At 58.5% G+C, this 18444-nt stretch carries 23 protein-coding genes; 13 read left to right on the top strand and 10 right to left on the bottom strand.

The features are described 5' to 3' along the window. Nucleotides 1-279: 279 nt before the first annotated feature. The 5 genes from VHO05_RS08930 to VHO05_RS08910 are packed head-to-tail and all read right to left on the bottom strand — an operon-like array spanning nucleotide 280 to nucleotide 1545. Nucleotides 280-516, bottom strand: coding sequence for a hypothetical protein (locus tag VHO05_RS08930; RefSeq protein WP_329646239.1), 237 nt, complete (start codon nucleotides 514-516; stop codon nucleotides 280-282). 32 nt (nucleotides 517-548) lie between these two features. After that, nucleotides 549-749 (bottom strand): hypothetical protein, encoded by a 201-nt coding sequence (locus tag VHO05_RS08925; RefSeq protein WP_329646238.1) that lies wholly within the window; start codon nucleotides 747-749, stop codon nucleotides 549-551. A 1-nt stretch (nucleotide 750) separates the two neighbouring features. Beyond that, nucleotides 751-984, bottom strand: a complete 234-nt coding sequence (locus VHO05_RS08920; protein ID WP_329646237.1) for a hypothetical protein — start codon at nucleotides 982-984, stop codon at nucleotides 751-753. 9 nt (nucleotides 985-993) lie between these two features. Continuing rightward, nucleotides 994-1257 (bottom strand): hypothetical protein, encoded by a 264-nt coding sequence (locus VHO05_RS08915; protein ID WP_329646236.1) that lies wholly within the window; start codon nucleotides 1255-1257, stop codon nucleotides 994-996. 54 nt (nucleotides 1258-1311) lie between these two features. Then, nucleotides 1312-1545 carry a hypothetical protein gene (locus tag VHO05_RS08910; RefSeq protein ID WP_329646235.1) on the bottom strand — a complete coding sequence of 78 codons (234 nt, stop codon included), beginning with the start codon at nucleotides 1543-1545 and terminating at the stop codon, nucleotides 1312-1314. Nucleotides 1546-1818: 273 nt separating this feature from the next. On the opposite strand from VHO05_RS08910, the gene VHO05_RS08905 reads away from it, so the two are divergent. The 5 genes from VHO05_RS08905 (at nucleotide 1819) to VHO05_RS08885 (ending at nucleotide 6557) form a co-directional block, all read left to right on the top strand. Further along, a complete protein-coding gene (locus VHO05_RS08905) occupies nucleotides 1819-3135 on the top strand; it encodes a hypothetical protein (RefSeq protein WP_329646234.1) in 1317 nt (438 codons plus the stop codon). A gap of 165 nt (nucleotides 3136-3300) precedes the next feature. Beyond that, a complete protein-coding gene (locus tag VHO05_RS08900) occupies nucleotides 3301-4539 on the top strand; it encodes a type IV secretory system conjugative DNA transfer family protein (protein ID WP_329646233.1) in 1239 nt (412 codons plus the stop codon). Between the two features lie 293 nt (nucleotides 4540-4832). After that, a complete protein-coding gene (locus VHO05_RS08895; RefSeq protein ID WP_329646232.1) occupies nucleotides 4833-5693 on the top strand; it encodes a CBASS oligonucleotide cyclase in 861 nt (286 codons plus the stop codon). Nucleotides 5694-5698: 5 nt separating this feature from the next. Then, nucleotides 5699-6190: an SLATT domain-containing protein gene (locus VHO05_RS08890; RefSeq protein ID WP_329646231.1), complete on the top strand. Its 492-nt coding sequence runs from the start codon at nucleotides 5699-5701 to the stop codon at nucleotides 6188-6190. Nucleotides 6191-6353: 163 nt separating this feature from the next. Beyond that, a complete protein-coding gene (locus tag VHO05_RS08885; RefSeq protein ID WP_329646230.1) occupies nucleotides 6354-6557 on the top strand; it encodes a hypothetical protein in 204 nt (67 codons plus the stop codon). 689 nt (nucleotides 6558-7246) lie between these two features. On the opposite strand, the gene VHO05_RS08880 is transcribed toward VHO05_RS08885, so the two are convergent. The 3 genes from VHO05_RS08880 to VHO05_RS08870 all read right to left on the bottom strand — a co-directional run bounded on the left by VHO05_RS08880 (nucleotide 7247) and on the right by VHO05_RS08870 (nucleotide 9980). Then, on the bottom strand, nucleotides 7247-7894 hold the full coding sequence (locus tag VHO05_RS08880) for a DUF4326 domain-containing protein (protein ID WP_329646229.1): 648 nt from the start codon (nucleotides 7892-7894) through the stop codon (nucleotides 7247-7249). A gap of 70 nt (nucleotides 7895-7964) precedes the next feature. Further along, nucleotides 7965-9590: a chaperonin GroEL gene (gene groL / locus VHO05_RS08875; protein ID WP_329646228.1), complete on the bottom strand. Its 1626-nt coding sequence runs from the start codon at nucleotides 9588-9590 to the stop codon at nucleotides 7965-7967. A 75-nt stretch (nucleotides 9591-9665) separates the two neighbouring features. Beyond that, the gene (locus VHO05_RS08870) at nucleotides 9666-9980 is read right to left on the bottom strand and encodes a co-chaperone GroES (RefSeq protein ID WP_329646227.1); all 315 of its coding nucleotides are present in this window, start codon (nucleotides 9978-9980) and stop codon (nucleotides 9666-9668) included. A gap of 773 nt (nucleotides 9981-10753) precedes the next feature. On the opposite strand from VHO05_RS08870, the gene VHO05_RS08865 reads away from it, so the two are divergent. Next, nucleotides 10754-12244, top strand: coding sequence for an ATPase domain-containing protein (locus VHO05_RS08865; RefSeq protein WP_329646226.1), 1491 nt, complete (start codon nucleotides 10754-10756; stop codon nucleotides 12242-12244). Between the two features lie 184 nt (nucleotides 12245-12428). On the opposite strand, the gene VHO05_RS08860 is transcribed toward VHO05_RS08865, so the two are convergent. Further along, nucleotides 12429-12842, bottom strand: a complete 414-nt coding sequence (locus VHO05_RS08860; protein WP_329646225.1) for a hypothetical protein — start codon at nucleotides 12840-12842, stop codon at nucleotides 12429-12431. Here VHO05_RS08860 and VHO05_RS08855 point away from each other — a divergent pair. The 7 genes from VHO05_RS08855 to VHO05_RS08830 all read left to right on the top strand — a co-directional run bounded on the left by VHO05_RS08855 (nucleotide 12813) and on the right by VHO05_RS08830 (nucleotide 17441). Next, entirely contained in the window at nucleotides 12813-13904 is a 1092-nt protein-coding gene (locus VHO05_RS08855; RefSeq protein WP_329646224.1) for an ATP-binding protein, read from the top strand. The two genes, VHO05_RS08860 and VHO05_RS08855, sit on opposite strands and share 30 nt — an antisense overlap. Beyond that, the gene (locus VHO05_RS08850) at nucleotides 13901-14203 is read left to right on the top strand and encodes a hypothetical protein (protein WP_329646223.1); all 303 of its coding nucleotides are present in this window, start codon (nucleotides 13901-13903) and stop codon (nucleotides 14201-14203) included. Before VHO05_RS08855 ends, VHO05_RS08850 begins: the two co-directional genes overlap by 4 nt. Before the next feature lie 116 nt (nucleotides 14204-14319). Further along, nucleotides 14320-14781 carry an Hsp20 family protein gene (locus tag VHO05_RS08845; RefSeq protein ID WP_329646222.1) on the top strand — a complete coding sequence of 154 codons (462 nt, stop codon included), beginning with the start codon at nucleotides 14320-14322 and terminating at the stop codon, nucleotides 14779-14781. 82 nt (nucleotides 14782-14863) lie between these two features. Beyond that, nucleotides 14864-15373, top strand: a complete 510-nt coding sequence (locus tag VHO05_RS08840; RefSeq protein ID WP_329646221.1) for an Hsp20/alpha crystallin family protein — start codon at nucleotides 14864-14866, stop codon at nucleotides 15371-15373. Between the two features lie 129 nt (nucleotides 15374-15502). After that, nucleotides 15503-15946: a hypothetical protein gene (locus VHO05_RS08835; protein ID WP_329646220.1), complete on the top strand. Its 444-nt coding sequence runs from the start codon at nucleotides 15503-15505 to the stop codon at nucleotides 15944-15946. Nucleotides 15947-16373: 427 nt separating this feature from the next. Then, entirely contained in the window at nucleotides 16374-16670 is a 297-nt protein-coding gene (locus VHO05_RS20235; protein ID WP_414653734.1) for a PilZ domain-containing protein, read from the top strand. Nucleotides 16671-16898: 228 nt separating this feature from the next. After that, nucleotides 16899-17441: a ferritin-like domain-containing protein gene (locus VHO05_RS08830; RefSeq protein WP_329646219.1), complete on the top strand. Its 543-nt coding sequence runs from the start codon at nucleotides 16899-16901 to the stop codon at nucleotides 17439-17441. A gap of 162 nt (nucleotides 17442-17603) precedes the next feature. On the opposite strand, the gene VHO05_RS08825 is transcribed toward VHO05_RS08830, so the two are convergent. After that, a complete protein-coding gene (locus VHO05_RS08825) occupies nucleotides 17604-18440 on the bottom strand; it encodes a hypothetical protein (protein ID WP_329646218.1) in 837 nt (278 codons plus the stop codon). Nucleotides 18441-18444: the final 4 nt, after the last annotated feature.

Here is an 18444-nt window from a genome sequence, read left to right as displayed (position 1 = left end):
ATACATGTCGGGCGGGCATGACACCGGCGACCGCGGTGGTGGGATAAACCTTGGCGGTGCGCGGCGGCAGCGCCAAGTGAAGAAATCTCCCCGATACTGGGGCCTCTTTAAAAGCTGGCACCCTGGTGCGCAACGGATGGAATGTCCCGTGTCCCAGCACCGGGCCTCCGTGCCGGTCGACGCGATCGTGATGCCGAGCAGCGCCGCACAAATACCTACGAATCTCTGTGTCATCCGATTCGAAAATGCGGACGCCGCGTGAGGCGGCGCCGCTGACGTCTAGTGCGACGTGACGGGGAAGCAGTCCTCGATCGCATCGTGCAGGTCCATCAGTTCGACGAACTTAGTTTCGCCGACGAGATGCGCATGTTCGCGCATCATCGCGTCGACGCGGTAGTGGCAGCGAGACGCGAAATCATTCGCGCACTCGCCGGGTCTGCGCGTTAGGCCGATGAGATGACCGATCGCGTCGAGATTGACCGTGGTCACGAATTCGGAAACGTGAGGGTTAGTCATGAGGTATCTCCGTTCCAACGCCTTTGGCGCGGCTAAGCATCTTCGGTGATAGCGAGCGGACCCTTGTCGAGGCGCTCAGCGTCGTACCAGGCGCCGGGCGGCTCGAGACGGACGCTCACTTCGGCGAGCACGAGCGAGACCTTGAGGGCAAGCGCTGCCCAGTCGCTCTTCGTGCGCGGCGCGACGAGGACGACGCCGTAGGCGATCGTGACTACGATGACGAAGTTCTTCATGTCAGAGATCCTTTACCGCGTCGGGCATCAGCGCCTCGATGCGTTCGATGTCGGTATCGATGTTCAAGATCTTGTCGGTCAGGGCCTCGATGAGGCGCTGCGCAAAGTCTCTGGTACTCTCCCCATTCTCGCGAGCGAGGTAGAGGTCGTGCCCGTCGGCGATCTCGATGAGTTCGTAATAGACGTCCTCATCGAGTTGGGTGTCCTCGCCGGGACCTTGATCGAAGGTACCCATCTGAGCCTCCTAGTTCGTCTGACGCGCGTGGGCGTTTGCGAGCGTCGCCCAATAGCGCGGGCGGCGGCAGAGATCGGTGTAGTGATCGGCGAGTTCGCTCATCGTCTGGTTGGCGATGGCGAACCCCTGGGGCGAGCGTCCCAAGGCGAAGAACATGGCGATGTGGTCTGAAAGCTGGAGCCGGTACTCGACCGAGTTGGGATAGAGCTTGGCGAGCGCACGCTCGAGGCGGGCGAATGCCCGGGACCGTGGGTAGTCCGGAACGATATCCATGAAGAGAACTTCGGCAGGCGCCCGAAGCGGGACGCCGCGACTTCAGCCCGAGGGCTATTCCTGAGCAGGATCGTCAATGCTGTCGAACCAGCGCTCCAAGGGATTGGTGGCGAGTTCATTGCGGCGACGAACGCTACGAAGAGAGTGGTAACCTTCGAGCGCTTGCCAGAACCCCTCCGACGAGCCGTCAGGCCACGGATGGGCGGCGATGATGCCTCGGTCGGTGTTAGTTTCAGGAGGGAACAGCTCGTGTTGCAGAATAGCAACACTCATGGGATGATTAGACACGCAATACTCTCCTCTTGGTGTATTGCCACGTCCACGGCGTCGGACAACGCGCGTCGGGCAGAACCCTCGGCGCCAACCGCCGGGGGTTTTTCTGGTGTACACGCCACCTGCATAGGCGTCAATAATCAAGGGGATTGGTAGCTACATACGCCTCCAACCACCCCTTATATTGCCATTTGCTCCCTCACACCAGATTTATAGGACGTTTATGCTGCCCATTGACACAGCGCAGCGAACCACCGCATCACGAAAGCCCAGCGCAAGGGCTCGAACGTGACCAGATCTCCAAAAGACACGCCGGTACCCGAGGGGCTCACCGCAGTCGCGCACAATGTCCTCAGCTTATTGCAGCGGCAGTGGTTTGACGGCCGATTCAAGAGAGAGGAAGCCGTGTACCTCGTGCCACTCCTTCTCAGCGCGTATGTCGCTGCTGATGAGGGAAACCCGATCAATAAGAAAACCGCGTCCGCCGCTATGGGGGCGGACGACATCAAGACTGCCCGCAAATATGTCGTCCTGGCGGAGAAGCAGGGCCTCCTGCGCAGTGCGCCCGACGAGCACGATCGCAGGCGCGAACTTCTGTACCCGACGGACGCGCTGAAACAACTTCTCAGACTTGAGCTGGCGCAAATCCGCGACAACTTCGGCCAACCGAGCGAAAGGGATTCTGATTTCGACAAAGCGGCTGAGAGCCAAATCTTCGTGCCGCCCGCACTCACGCACATGCTGGCCCAGGGGAAGATCCCACTTATGGGGGAAGTGTCGTTCGGCGCCGGCGGAAGCGAGGTGCGTCTGGTCGGCCCTAATAATCCCGCAAACTCACGCGCGGCGAACTTCGAGCCGGAACTCGTGCAGGAGCTGCTTTTCCCGAGCGCGGAGAACGTCAAGCTTATCCCCGGCGCTCACCACCTCCACTATGTTGGCAAGATTCATCCTGACGACGGCGAGGCCGCGGAGATCCTTGCCGCGCTTTGCACTCAGATGGCAGCGGTTGAGCCCATCATCGATCCGGGAAGGTCATCGCTTGAGACGTTCGATGGCAGCCTTGTACTCCTTGGCGGGCCGACGTCGAACGCCGTCACAGCTCTGCTTCTTGAAGTGACGCAAAAGAACCCGCAACGAGACGCATTCGCTTCACCGATCGACCCGGTGGTCAAGCTGCGGTACCGACCGCTTTCCGATTGGAAAGCGCCGTGGGTCAAGATCACGGATACCGACTGGGAACCAGTTTGGGGAGTTGAGGATGCCAAAACGCAGGAGATACTACGCCCTCAAGTTGATACTAACGATCGATTGGTGACTGACTTCCTCGTCGTTACGGTAATGCCAAACTTTCTCAACCCGGCAGCGTTGGCGCGAGGCGACCGCATCGTGATTTTTGACGGCGTGCATGGGGTGAGCACCAGGGCAAACGGTTTACTCTTCCAGAACGCGCGAATGCTGAAGGATCTGATCGCACGCAGCAAAGGAAGCCGATCCTGGCAAGCCGTGCTTACCGTGAGCGATATTGATTACTCCGGGAAGCGCCCGAGAGCGAGAAAGCTCGAGACTGCGCCGCTCTACTCCACATTTGAACTCGACTTGCGGTAACGGTCGCCGAAGCAAGCGTAGAATGAAGCAGGGAGCACCTCGCGGGAGGCCGCTCCGTCTCAGGGGCATCATCGAAAGATCGATACCTCGGACCGGCGTCGCATAGCAGGCGACCGAATAGACTTCCCATGGTCTGTGTTTCCTGCCTCGGCGCCGCGCCGAGTTATGGATGCACGCACACACACTTACATCGGCTACGGCAGATCGAACGGGCACATCTACCTGCCCGCGGATGCTCGGCTTGCGCACTTGGCCGTGCTTGGCGCGAGCGGGGTGGGGAAGTCGATTTTTCTTGAGAGCTTAGCAGCGCAGGACATAGCCCGGGGTGACGGCGTTATGCTGCTCGACCCGCATGGCCCACTGGCGGAAGCGGTGCTGCGGCATGTCCCGCCGTCGCGCCACAACGAGGTCTGCGTGCTCGACCTAGCCGACCTCTCCTATCCCGTCGGCATTAACTTCCTCGAAGACGTCGAACCCGACCGAAGGGCAGTGGTCGTCGATGGCGTCATTGCGTCAATGCGAGCCATCTGGCACGAGAGCTGGGGCCCGCGCATGGAACTCATCCTTCGTCACGCAGCGCGGGCGCTCATCGAGGTCCCCAACGCCTCCATCGCCATGATTCCGAAGCTGCTTGTCGACGACGCATATCGGCGTCGTGTGGCGCAGCGCGTGAGCGATCCCTACGCGCGCGCGTTCTTTTCCGACCGCTTCGAAACGTTCCGAGAGACGCACCGAGCTGAAATCGTGGATCCAATTCTGAATAAGCTCGAGGCACTGCTGTCGTTCCCGCATATTCGCAACGTCATCGGCGCCGGCCGCAGCACGCTCCACCTGGAACAAGCGATGACGCGCGGTCGCATCGTAATCGTTTGTCTCGCGCGCACCCGAATTTCCGAGACGGCTTCAAATCTCACGGGGGCGCTTCTCATCGGAAGTGTCTTGAGCAAGCTCACCATGGCGCAGAAGCGTCATTTCCATCTCATCATCGACGAAGCCCACTCGTTCTCGAGCACGGCTGTGGCGAGCCTCGTAAAAGAAGCGAGAAAATTCGGGGTGTCCGTTACATTCGCGACCCAGGACTTAGCCAGTCTCGACGTAAGAACACGTGCGGCGCTCCTCGGTGCAGTCCACAGTCTTATGTGCTTCCGTCTCGGCGTCGAGGACGCCGATCTTCTCGCGCCGTCATTCGATCAGCAATTCCAGAGCTTCAATCCGTACGCCTTACAGCACTTCGCTACCGGCGAAGCGGTCATTCGCATAGGCGGCAACGACGGCGTAGTCGTTGACGTCGCGCGGCCGCGGGAAGGGGAGGGGAACGTCGCAGCCATCAAACAGCAGAGCCGCTTGCACTATGGAAACAGACGAGAGGACGTCGAGCGCAAGCTATTGCGAGCCCTAGCGTGATCAAATTTTGCGCATGAGGGAATGGCGGCCGGCGCATTGCCTTGGACCGATGGGACAACTCGTGACTCCCCCACGTGGTCGACAGATGACCGCAAAACCATAGTAATCGGTACCGTCACATTTGAGTGGATGATGAAGCGTTGGGGGTAAACGTCTCATCTTAAGTGGCATTCGGGGGTAATGCAGGGGGGCGGACGAGGGCCTTAAGCCCGCCTGGCACGCTCGTAGGGGCTGCCTATGGCCGCTAGCAAGGCACAAGGTATACTGACGGTCCCCGTAGATTCGATCGGACCATGGCCACTACAATTGCCCAAGGCTTCAAGAAGCTCAGCGAAAATCTTGAGATCACTGATCTTCAAGAGACAACGGTGTCATCGCGTCAAAAGAACGTCAGAGCGGCTGTAGACAACGGTCTGACCGTCCTCGAAGATTTCCTCACCGGGTCGTACAAGCGCAGCACCATGATCGCGCCGCTTAAAGAGGCGGACGTCGACATCTTCGCGGTTCTGGACCCCAAGCACTACAAGCAGAACGACCCTGCCTCTGTTCTCGAAGCCACGAAGACAGCACTCAAGAAGACGTACAAGACACCGAAGATCAGTCCAAACGGGCAAGCGGTGACCATCACGTTCGACGATTTCATCGTCGATGTCGTGCCGGGCTTTTATCGCACGGGTGGGGGGTACTTAATTGCGGACACCGAACGAAGCAGGTGGATCGCTACCGATCCAAAGATGCACCTCGACATCTGGACGACCAAGAATAAAGCGCACGGAGGCGATCTCATCCCGATGATCAAGATCATCAAAGGGTGGAACAAGAGTAGGAAGCTGCTGCGTTCGTTCCACCTTGAAGTGCTCGCCCTCGCTGTCTTCGAAGGCATCACGATCAGCGATTTCCAGAGCGGCGCACGCTACTTCTTTGACAAAGCGCGCGCCATCGTCCCCGTTAAGCTCGCTGACCCTGCCGGCTACAGCGATGACGTTGCGACATATATCTCGACGCAGAAGCAGATCGACGACATCGTGAACCGATTAAAATGGGCCTACGACACGGCCTTGGAGGCCGAGAACCTCGCGAGCAGCGGCAAGATATCGGCCGCCTTCGAGCGCTGGCAGAAGATATTCCCTGGCTACTTTCCCGCCTACGGCTGACGAATATGAAAAAAGATGGAATTCGCGCAAAGACGCTCACGCTGTACGAAGACACGCTTTACACAGAAAAGGCGCTGTTCTGGCTAGCGACCAACTGGCGCCGCGCGCATTACCTCATCGGCTTACCGAGTTGCATCGTCTCGGCGCTCGCGGGCGTAGCCGTGATCAACGAGGCACCTGCGCTTGCCGCGTTTCTCACAATCACTGCCGCGGTCCTCACGGCGTTGCTCACCTTCCTTGATCCCAAAGCGACATACACGAAGTACCATGAATGCGGTGTGGGCTATGGCATTCTCCGCGGCAAGGTGGAGCGGTTCAAAGACATCGATCTCGAAGGCAAGTTCGATGAGGAAGCGGCGAGGATCATGCTCGAGCGGTTCGCTGAAGAAAAAGGCGAGCTACAGAAGACCGCACCCCACACCGGTGGCGTTGCCTATTTCTTCGCAAAGAGAAGCATTCAAAAGGGCCAGCACACTCCGGACGCAGCACCTGAGTGACCCCCGCTTGGACTCGCATCTCTGACATTAAGCATTTCGGGGGTGACGGACGACGGCTTCCGACCTGCCTGGCAGCCGGCTCTGCCATCATTCACCTCCATTCTTCCCTCAGCATTGAGGAGGGCACGGAAATGGTACCGCACCGACGGAGGAGATCTCGGTCATGTCGAAAGCTCTAGAGAACGTGTTCGAGAAGTATCGCGCATTGCCGCTTGGATGGCAGCGGTACGCGACCGCAGCTCTGAACGATTTGTTCGGAGAGATCGAAGGTTTGAGGGAGACTCACAAGGAAGCGCCGAAAGTCGAGATAGGAAAGAAGGAAGTGTCGCTGATGGTGTTCGATCTCAGCAGGAAGCCCCCAGCATAGGCGGCCGTCCTGGGGGAATTCCTGCGGATGGAGGTGGTGGGACGACGGCTCAGACCCGCCTGGCAGCCGCCGGTCTGTAGCTGGTCACACTTAGTCACGCGTGGAGCAGTTCAAACGACAAATTTAGTGATTAGGCTGGCTGCCCACTGCATGCCTACGATCAACGACATGTGCGTCCGGCACGCTTCGACTTTTCATCACGCTTTCGAGTCTCCAAGCGACGTGGCTGGCATCCTTCCTACGTGCCTCCAGGCCTTGCAAGCGATGCGGTGTAGAACACGTGACAAAGGGGATCTTCAACTCTCTGAACTCCTCGCAGAGCTCGAACACCTCATTGTGCAGCCCATGGTCGAGCACGGCAGCGTCAATTTTCAGCCGGCCAACCATGTCAAAGGCGGACAGTATGTTACCGGTCACATGGATCCGAGAGCCTGCCCGGCGAAATGCTTCTGCGAGAGCGTCTCCGGCGAGGGATGATCCCTCGACGATCAAGACAGTTTTTCCATTTAGCTGTGATTCCATTTCGGGTACCCTGCAATGCGCGGGGAGCGGAATAGCCGCTGTCCCAAAACGTCGGTAACGCTGGGCCCACGTCGCCGACTGACACGACCGAATTTTTCGCCCACTCTTAATTTTTTCTCGCTTCGAAGGCCGTCAAGGGTCCGAACGTTTTCGAAGCAGAAAAATTGTTACTCAGGAGGTGGTTGCCTCCCATCAGAGCTTTTTCCGCGCTTTAGCAAATACGCGCGTCGCTCACGCAGGAGCTGAAGAGAAACTTCAAATTGTCGAAGTGCCTCTCGGCATATGCGCTCGGCAGGGGGGTCTCGTCTCAACCGCATCGCGCGTCGACGCTGTTCATCCACCCGTGCTTGCGCTTCGGCGAGACGCCGGTTGACTAGCTCAAGTTCCTCGTCGACATCCATCGTCGCGCAACTCATCACCTTTTGATGCCGCCCCCCGGCGACCCGCTTGTTCGCCAATTCGATCAACACTGATGCATGACACAGGTCTGGATGTCCGTGGTCCGGTAATGGACACCAGCACGCGAGATGCTTGCCGCGCAAGTACGGCAATGCACCGAGTATCCATTGACGCTTGGCCTCCAGGCGTTGCGTGAGAATAGGAGACACCATTACCGGGCCATAGTCAGCGCCGGCCAGCCACTCTCGGAACATCTCAACCGCTTCGTCGCGCGGCCGACCACATACTTGGAAGGGGTTCCCAAAAATCGTCGAACCATCAACTTTGCGCGTATCTGATGGCATCCGCCATCCCTTGGTGTGCTTAAGTTGGATGCGACGTGGTACGACTTTGCATCTGAGCGTCTCAAGCTGCATGTCCTTTCCTCCAGATCGCGCTTCTGGGGGACCGTACGGAAGCCGCCCACCTGGGCGGCTTCCGCATTGGCTAGAAGTCCATTCCCGGCGTCGCCGGGATGGGCGATGCCGGCGGCTTGGGCTTTTCTGCAATCATGGCTTCAGTCGTAATCAGAAGACTTGCAATGGACGCTGCATCCTGCAGCGCCGTGCGAACAACCTTTGTCGGATCGATTACTCCTTTAGCTAACAGATCGCCGTATTCGGCTGTTTGCGCGTCGAAGCCCCAGGCGTACGACCCATTTTCCAGAATCTTCCCAGCAATGACCGAGCCGTCCTCACCTGCGTTGCTGGCGATCTGCCGAACCGGTGCCTGCAGCGCTCGCCGAATAATATTGACACCGACCTTTTGATCCTCATTAGCATGCGTAACCGAATCCAGTGCGCGCACAGCACGCAATAACGCGACGCCGCCGCCGGGCACGATGCCTTCTTCAACTGCAGCTCTCGTCGCGTGAAGCGCGTCGTCCACGCGGTCCTTGCGTTCCTTGACTTCGACCTCTGTTGCGCCACCAACCTTGATGACCGCAACGCCGCCGGCCAGCTTTGCGAGACGCTCCTGCAGCTTCTCTCGATCGTAATCGGACGTCGTATCCTCGATCTGGGCCCGTATCTGCTTAACCCGTGCGTCTATTTCGGATTTGCTGCCCGTACCGTCAATGATGGTAGTGGTTTCCTTGTCGATTGAGACGCGCTTCGCTCGGCCGAGCATGTTGAGCGTAACGGTATCGAGCTTGATGCCGAGATCTTCGGATATCACCGTGCCGCCCGTGAGGATGGCAATGTCCTCAAGCATGGCTTTGCGCCGATCTCCAAAGCCCGGCGCCTTTACCGCTGCGACTTTGAGTCCGCCCCGCAACTTGTTGACGACGAGCGTAGCCAACGCCTCACCTTCCACGTCTTCCGCCACGATAAGCAGTGGCTTTCCTGTCTGCACCACCGCTTCAAGTATGGGGAGCATGGCCTGCAGACCCGAAAGCTTTTTCTCATGAATAAGAATGTACGGGTCCTCGAGTTCGGCGACCATCTTGTCGGAATTGGTGACGAAGTACGGGGAAGCGTAGCCACGATCGAACTGCATGCCTTCGACGACGTCGAGTTCAGTCTCGAGCGATTTGGCTTCCTCTACCGTTATGACGCCATCGTTGCCGACCTTTTTCATCGCCTCGGCAATCATCTTGCCGACCTCGCGGTCGCCATTCGCTGAAATGGTACCCACTTGGGCGATTTCGTCGTTCGACGTGACCTTTTTCGATTTCGCCTTGAGCTCGCCAACTACTGCTTCCACCGCAAGGTCAATCCCACGCTTCAGGTCCATTGGGTTCGCGCCGGCCGCTACTGACCGGGCGCCTTCCTTGATAATGGACTGGGCCAACACCGTTGCGGTGGTCGTACCATCTCCCGCGAGGTCGGCCGTCTTCGATGCCACCTCCCGCAGCATTTGCGCACCCATATTCTGGAACTTGTCCTCAAGCTCGATTTCCTTGGCGACAGTGACGCCATCCTTGGTGATGCGCGGCGCACCGAAACTCTTTTCGATTACGACATTTCGCCCCTTCGGACCCAAGGTGACTTTGACAGCGTTGGCTAGAATGTCGACGCCCCGCAGCATGCGCTCACGGGCATCGTGGGCAAATTTGACTTCCTTGACAGACATCTTCGACCTCCTACCGGCGCACCGCTCCCGCCCGCGCCGCGGCGCAGGAAGCGTGCCTAGTGAGATTGGGTTGAATTACGCGGCTGACTTGAGAGACGTGCTTTGATCGAGCACTCCGAGGATGTCGCTCTCTTTCATGATGAGCAGTTCCTCTCCGTCGATCTTCACTTCGGTGCCGGACCACTTGCCGAAGAGAATGCGGTCTCCTGGCCGGATATCCAGCGGATGAACCTTGCCGGCGTCATCGCGAGCGCCAGGTCCAACGGCGATAACCTCGCCTTGCTGCGGCTTTTCCTTGGCGGTGTCGGGTATGATGATCCCGCCACTTGTCTTTTGCTCGGCGTCAACGCGACGAACGACGACGCGATCATGCAGGGGGCGAAACTGCATAAAGTCCTCCTCTCAGTTGCCCATTCAGCTACGGGAACCAATCCCGCGATCAAAAATTTTAGGAAGTCGTTTGGCACTGTCAAGGCGGTAGTGCCAAATTTTTTTGGGCACCGGTCTTAGCGGAGGAGGGGAGAGTGACACCACCGGAGCGGCACCTCGGCACCAAGGGATCGAAGCTTTTCGCAGGCGGTAGCCCGTAGGAAAACAGCTCTGCCTTGGCAGTTTCGGTAGTGGGTCTTCCATCGGTTTGGCGGCAGACCGGATGATGCAGACGCAATAGCACTCGGCTGAGGGCATCGCAGGACCCACACTCGATCCATCCTGCTCACAACCTCTTCCTCCGAGCCTTCGGCTTGATGAACGAAAAACGGCAGCTACATGGTGGAAGACCGGACGAGAAAACGCATGAACTGACATGGACCCAATCGACCTCGAATTGAAGAACGTCGCACGGGAACTCGCCCGCCTTTTTCAGGGTCAGGTCTCGTCGACCGCTTTGGAGATCAGCGAGTTGCGCACGCAGTTGCAAAAGGCGGAGTCGAGATATCGGTCGCAACTCGACGCGCAAGCGCGTCTTGGTTCCTATGTGCCGTCGGTCGGCGGCTCAGCGTATCGGTGCCCGAATTGCTGGATCTCCGAGGGGGTAGCCGTCGCGTTGCAGTCGCTGGCATCGGTGGAGACGGCAGAGCACTTCTTGCGGTGTCCGCAGTGCAATCGTGACTTCGGTATTCCGACCGGGACCGGTAATCCATCTTTTAATTACAGGTGAAAGGATGTTGGACGAAATCAAAAGAGACCTTGCCGCAACAGGCAATGTTGGCCTCGACGAAATCCTCTGCGGCGGTCTCGAGCGTGGGCACCTCTATCTGATAGAGGGGACGCCCGGAGCGGGCAAAACCACCCTCGCCTTGCAATTTTTGCTCGAGGGGATACGCAGCGGCGAACGTGCGCTTTATGTCACGCTCTCGGAAACGGAGAGCGAGTTGCGAAAAATGGCGCGGAGCCACGGCTGGTCGCTCGATGGCATTTCAATTATGGAGATCGTGCCTCTCGAGAGTTCTACAGAACTTCAGGGGATTGTGCATCCGTCTGAAATCGAGCTGGGGCAAACTATCCAGCAGATCTTCGACACCGTGAAGGAACAACGACCCGACCGTCTTGTCATCGACGCTTTGACGGAAGTCCGGCTCCTCGCAGAGGATCGATTCAATTATCGGCGTCAGATCCTCGCCCTCAAGCGCTTCTTCCATGGCCGCGGCTGCACCGTGGTTGCCCTAGACGATCTCACCGACGCGGCACCGGGCCTTCAGCTGCATAGCATCGTGCACGGCGTTATATCGCTGGAGCAGCGGAAGATGGAATACGGTGTTGTACGGCGAAGGCTTTCTGTCGGCAAGCTCCGCGGCGTGGATTATCGCAGCGGCTTCCACGACTACGTGATCCGACGCGGCGGTATCATCGTCTATCCCAGCCTCGTTGCGTCACTCCATAACGAAGAGTTTGAACCGAACCCGCTCGTGAGCGGCGTGCCTGCACTCGACAACCTGCTTGGCGGAGGGCTGCGTCGCGGAACAAGCACGTTGCTCACAGGCCCGTCGGGAGCTGGAAAGACCACTCTAGCAATCTTGTACGCACTAGCAGCTACCAAGCGAGGTCGCGCCGCCTTCTTCGCATTCGATGAACATTATCGGACGGCGTCTGAACGGGCAGCGGGGCTGGGGCTGGATTTAGCCGGTTCGGTGGAGGCTAAAAGCTTTCAATGGATCGGGCTGAGCCCTACGACCCTCTCCCCGGGGGAGTTTGTGAGTAAGGTGCAACGCGAAGTCGACGCCGGCGTAGAGATGGTAGTGATCGATAGCCTCAACAGCTACATCGCGTCGATGCCCGAGGAGCAGGCACTCATTCTCCACATGCACGAACTGTTGTCCTATCTGGGCAACAAGGGAGTCGTTACGATTATCATTATGGCGCAGCACGGACTGATAGGCGAGACGCAAGCGCCGCTTGACCTAAGCTTCATGGCGGACAGTATCGTCTTACTTCGGTACTTCGAGGCGGAAGGACAGGTGCGGAAAGCGATATCCGTTCTCAAGAGCCGAAGCGGTAAGCACGAGAGCGCCATCCGGGAGTACCAGCTTCAGAGCGGCAGCGGCGTGAATGTCGGGCAGCCAATCAAGGAGTTCCAAGGAGTTCTGACCGGCGTACCCGTGTTCGTTGGACATGCGAACCAGTTGGCGAGCGGAAATGGCAAGGGCGTCGAGTGAACCCCGAGATGAGCTGGTGCTCGTTATCGCACCGTTCCGGCAAGATGCGGCGGCCATATGCGCTCTGGTGGCGCGAGGGGGCCTACAGGCGAAAATTGTGCAAGCGCTTTCCGACCTGCACGAAGAGGTCGAGGATGGCGCCGGGGCCGTAATAGTCGCGGAAGAAGCGCTGCGATCGCCGCTCCTAATGCAAATATTGGATGACGCGCTTGCGGGACAGCCGGCATGGTCCGAAGTGCCACTCCTCTTGGTAGCGGGTTCGCACGTGCGCGCGACGGCTACCACGGTCCAGGATCGCGTGGGAGGGTACGCGAACGTTATCCTGCTCGAGAGACCGCTGAGGTCCGCGACACTGCTCAGCACGCTTCACTCCGCCCTGCGCGCACGACAGCGTCAGTATCAGATCCGCGATCATTTGGCCGAGAGGGAGCGGCATGAGCAGGAATTGCTCCGGCTCAATGCGACGCTCGAACAGCGCGTGACAGAACGCACACGTGCACTTGCGGACGCACTCGCTCAGCGCGAGCAAGCCGAAAAGGCGCTGCTTCATGCTCAGAAGGCTGAAGCCATGGGCCAGATTACGGGCGGCGTCGCCCATGACTTCAACAATCTGCTCATGGTCTTCACGGGCGGGTTAACGCTCCTCGAGAAAAAATGGGACGACGTCGAGCAGCGCAAACGCATTATTACCAGCATGCGGCAGGCGGCGGATCGTGGCCAAGCGCTCACGAAACAACTGTTGGCTTTTGCCCGGAAGATAAAGCTGCAGCCAGAAGCGATCGACTTCAACGAGCTGCTGGATGGACTACGGGTACTCGTCGGCGGAGCTCTCCGCGGCGATATTTCCGTCGCCGTTGATGTCGAGGAACACCTGTGGACCGTCTTTGCAGATCGCACTCAGCTCGAACTTGCCCTGCTGAACCTTGCGGTCAATGCACGAGATGCGATGCCGCAAGGTGGATCGGTTTCGATCACGGCACGCAACAAGACAATCTCGCGCACCAACAGCCATTCGCTCAACGGCGACTTTGTCGCCATTTCAGTCTCCGACACGGGCACGGGTATATCGCCCGACGTCATCGATCGCATTTTTGATCCGTTTTTCACGACAAAACCCATCGGGAAAGGTACCGGGCTGGGACTTAGCCAGGTCTACGGCTTCGCGCGCCAATCGGGCGGCACGGTTTTGGTTAGCAGCGAAGTCGGCCGAGGAACGACGATTGAGATTATTTTGCCGAGGAGCGCTACAGAGATAGCGATGGAGGCGTCAAACCGTGGCGGCGCCCCGCCCGCCGTAGCCGCGCCTTTGCAAAAATCCGTGCTCTTAGTCGAAGATAACGATGAAGTCGCTACGATCTCGAGGGAAATGCTCGTGACGCTTGGCTTGGACGTGGAGCATGCGATTAATGCGCGGGAGGCCCTGAGCCGCCTCGCAATCAACCGCTACGATGCCCTACTCACGGACGTCGTGATGCCCGGCGGCATCAACGGTATCGACCTCGCGCGCGAAGCTGCGGTTAAATATCCTGACATGGCGATTATCCTCACCTCAGGCTACGCCGAAGCTCTCCAGACAGCCGATGGTAATGGGTTCCCACTGCTGGAAAAGCCATTTCAATTTCATCTGTTGGAGAAGACGATGAGGGAGGTGCTCGCATGATAAGCGATGAACATCAACGAGGACCGAAGCCCGTCGTTGGCCCTGCATTGGATGTGGATGCGACGCCGGCATTCCTTTTCGAGAGCGATGACGGCCACTTTCTCGGCGTTTCGCTACGGCCTTCCGGCGACGACCTCCCCCGCGACCGCCGTTGGGCGAGGCGGTCCGAATTTGCGCTCGGCGTTCATGAGGCCGTCCCGGCTGCTATTGACCCTGAGCCGCTGCTGCGCGGCATTAAAGCGAACGGTTACTTTGTGTGGGCGACCAATCGCACGAGGCCATTCGGCACGGCCCAGTAATCAAATATTTTTTCGTCCTAGCCTTGAAACTGTTTTGGCCGTTTTTAATTCGTTAGGCGGGTGGCTTGAGCCGCCTCCACGTATCCGTGGTTGTCGCTTCGAAAAGGAGGATAGCTATGGCGACATTCGACTTTGCCCCACTCTATAGATCTACCGTAGGGTTTGATCGGATCCCTTCGCTCCTCTCGCACCTGGTAGAGCGCGAGGAAGTTGCATACCCACCTTACAACATCGAAAAAGTCGGCGAGAATGACTACCGCATCGTGATGGCCGTCGCAGGCTTCCGGAAGGACGACATAGAGATCGTCACCGATCGCAACCGTCTTACTGTACGGGGCGAATTGAAGGATAAGCCGGATGCCACGTTTCTGCATCGCGGGATTGCGCAGCGCGCTTTCGAGCGTGTCTTCGATCTGGCGGACTATATCGAGGTTGTTGCAGCGAACATGGCGGATGGGTTGCTCACAGTTGAGCTTAAGCGGGAACTTCCTGAAAAGCTGAAGCCTCGCCGCATCGAACTCGGTGCAAACAAACTCAAGGCGATTGACCAGCCCGAGCAGGGAAGGTCAGCGGCGTAACATCACCAGCTCGTTAACGTGGGAGTCGCGCGCTGGCGCGCGCGTCGATGCGCGCGCTCCCTCCGTCAGAGGAGAGATATGCATGAACCTAGGATCCTTGATCCCGTGGCGCGAACGGCCGCGCCCCAGCGCTCGCGAACAGCGAATGGACTCGTTTTCCTCGGCCGATCGGGAAATCGACGCGTTCCGGCGTGAAGTCGACCGCGTATTTGATGAGTTCTTCGTCGGTCCACTGTTTGGGACCCGGCATTTCGGAGATCTCTCTCCGTCGGTCGATGTCCGAGAAGATGGCACACACATCGTGGTATCGGCTGAGGTGCCGGGGCTCGATGAAAAGGACCTCGACATCACGATCGCGGGCGACGTGTTAACGATCCGCGGTGAGAAGGTGGCTGAAGCGAAAAATGAAAACGCAGGCGCTCACTATGTAGAGCGGCGTTTCGGATCCTTCTCGCGATCAATCCAGCTTCCAACCGAAGTCAGTGAGGAAGACGTCGAAGCGACGTACGCCAAGGGCGTTTTGACGATTAGGCTTCCTAAGCCGGCCGACGCCCGCAGAGAGCCGCGCCGCATCGAGGTGAAAGCAAGGTGAGGTGGTCGTCATGTTTGTCCAGGATCGGATTATCGCAATGACGGGACTCCTCGCGAGCGTGGCGTTCCTGCTAGTCCTCACATTACCCTAGAACTCAACATTTACGGACAGACTGAAAAGGAGGCAGTCATGTCAAACGTTGCACCGAACCTCAATCCGCGCCAGACCGCGGACTTGGTACCCGGCATAACCACCGCGAGCGTCCTCGTCGTGACTACCGTGTCCACCATTGTCGGCGGCTTAGTTGGAATGTTCCTCTATGGAATGGCTTCGCCGGCCTGGCTCGCGGTCGTTGCCGGTTTTTCTGGCACGCTTATCGCTGCTCTGTTGCGAAACACGCTTCTCGTGAGCGCATGGGAGACGGCGGACATCAAGGATGCGGGCACACCCGCAGCTGTTGTCGTGTACGCACTCGTTGCGTCGATAGCTGGTAGTTTGGCTGCCTATCAGCTGGTCAGCGACGTCGGCCAGGTGTGGTCAGGCGTAACCGGAATGCTCGCTGGTCTGCTTTCTGCTGGCCTCTTGTCGCTCCTCATGGTGACCTATCGCATGGAGCCTGAGGAAGAAGGCTAATCGAATCGCGGGATTCGCGGAGACTGAGCCCTATCGCTGGGGTGGCGATCTAATTGCCACCCCAAACTACCGTGCATTGAGATCCTGAGACGTTGATGGCCCGTCTGAACTGTCCCGGCTCACGGTGAACTCGGCGGAGCCTTTGACCGGCATCGGGCAGGGGAACCAAATTCTTGCCGCCAGCATTTGAGCGTCTGCAGAGGCTACGGAGCACACTATGATGATCACGTTAAATCGCGATAAGGACGAAACGAGCGACGTATTCGAGGCGCCGATTGGAGAGGCTAGCCCCTCGCTTCCTACACCGCAGACCCTCGCGGAACGCCTGTGGTAGGGGAGCGCCTCTGTCTGAAGATTTGAGGCCAAATTAACGTTTTTATGCATAGCTTGGCAGAAACTCCGCCCACAGCCTTTGCAGAGGTGCCAAATGCACCGTCCGCCACGCACACCAGTGACCCGGCCCGCTCGCGTCGAACTTTCCAATGGCAGAACGGTGAACTGCCAAATTTTGGACCTGTCCGAAAGGGGCGCAAAACTCCGCATCGTGAATGCCCAATTACTACCGCCTAGCTTCACCCTCGCCGACTCATTCAGTTCAGAACGGTGGACTGCTCGCGTTGTCTGGACGGGGCACCGGACGGCAGGAGTGACCTTGGAGGGGGCTTCGCCCGCAGCCGTAAAACCTCGAAGGGTGGAGTTCGGAAAACGCGGAACGCCAACCTAAGCGGATCTACATCGTCGCGTTAGCCGGTCTCGATGGAACTCGCCACAGGGTTGATTGCCCTGGGCTTATCGATAGCTGTCGATGATCGACGATAGGGTGTCGTCCATTCGCTCCCCACCTCAGCATTTAGCTTGAGCAGCCATGCCGGCGCAGAATCGAGGCGCGCAGGACCGGAACTGTTATGGCGTTCCGCAATTGGTCGGTATCGACTGCCTGTAGGAGAACGCCATGGAAACGTTAGACAAGCTCTTTGAAGACACCCTCCGCGATATTTATTATGCCGAGAAAGCGATCCTGAAAAACCTGCCCAAAATGGCCAGGAAAGCCAACTCGACGGAACTCGCCTCGGCCTTTGAGACCCACATTGAAGAGACTGAGGGGCAGGTCGAGCGGCTTGAACAAATATTCGAGATGATTGGCAAATCGCCCCGCGGCAAGCGTTGTCCAGCCATTGACGGACTCGCCGAAGAGGCGGGAGAGATTATGCAAGAGGCTAAGGACGACATGGTGCGGGACGCCGGTATGCTCGCTGCGGCCCAGGCCGTAGAGCACTACGAGATTTCGCGGTACGGCACGCTGGCTGCTTGGGCAGAAAAGCTGGGTCTGTCAGATGCAGTGCCGCTCCTACAGGCGACGCTCGAAGAGGAAAAGCTCACCGACCAAAAGCTCACCGAACTGGCCGTCTCTGAGATTAACGTGGAAGCGGGTAACGCCGCGGAGAAAAACGAGACGAATAAGCCAAGAGCACCGAAGAAGGTCGCGGCGAAGTAAGGGAGTGGCCGAGATGAACGGCAAAGCGGACCACCGTAAGGCGGTCCGCTTTTTTGTGCTCAATTCAGAATGCCGAGAAGGTGCATGCCGATGATTGCGATGATCGGCACGCCCAATAGCCACAACGCGATGTCACGAAACATGATGCCTCTTCCTAATGATTTACGTGCGAGTAGACCGCGGGGGCAGGGAAGTGAACCGCGCAGGAATATTCTGATCGCGGTGATGACCTCCGCGCTGCGCGGCATACCAAGCAGCAGCTAAGCTCACTAGCAATGCCGTGGCTGTTGCAAGACCGGCGGCCACAGCTGCTTGACGGGCATTGTCGACAGCTTCCAAGGCAGAGGCATACGCGTCGTCAACGCGCTTCTGCGCGACATCCGGCGGCAGCCCCGTTTGGGCACTCACGACCTGGGCCAGATAGTCCTTGTCGGCAGCGCTGAGGGTGCCGTCAGCCGTCGAGGCGACGAAGATCCGAGTCAGCTCGTCTCGATTATCAGCTGCCTGTTGCGGAGCAGGATTTTGAGCAGGGCCCGGTGTCGGTCGCAGCATGGTGTCGATTGAGGTTGCTACGAGGGCACCGCGGTCTGCGATAGCGGCCTTGCCAATTTCACCGCCGACTTGGGCCGCCGTTCCGGCAGCAAGATAAGCGAGCAATCCGCCAATTACGACCGCAGTCGACCAGACAAGCAAACCATGCACGCCATCCCGAAACTCGCGTTCATCGGGATTAATGCTCCACGCGGCGCGCATCCGCCCCGCGAGATAGCCGCCGACAAGCAACGATAGTATCGGGACCACGATCGCCCAGAACGCGGCGAGTGTGGCTGCAGATTTTCCGTAGGATTGGTTCGGATAGGGTGAGAGCAACGACAGCCCGATAGCACTGCCAGCGGTAAAGAGCACAAATGAAATTGCCGATGCGGCAACCGCACCGGCCAGAACGGGACCCCATTCCACATAGTTGGTCCGAATGTCGGATCCGATCGCCTCGGCCATGTTT

The sequence above is a fragment of the Hyphomicrobium sp. genome, from assembly GCF_036262015.1.
Taxonomy (GTDB): Bacteria; Pseudomonadota; Alphaproteobacteria; order Rhizobiales; family Hyphomicrobiaceae; genus Hyphomicrobium_C.
Note: the sequence above shows the minus strand (reverse complement) of the source record. Positions and strands in the feature narration are given on the sequence as shown.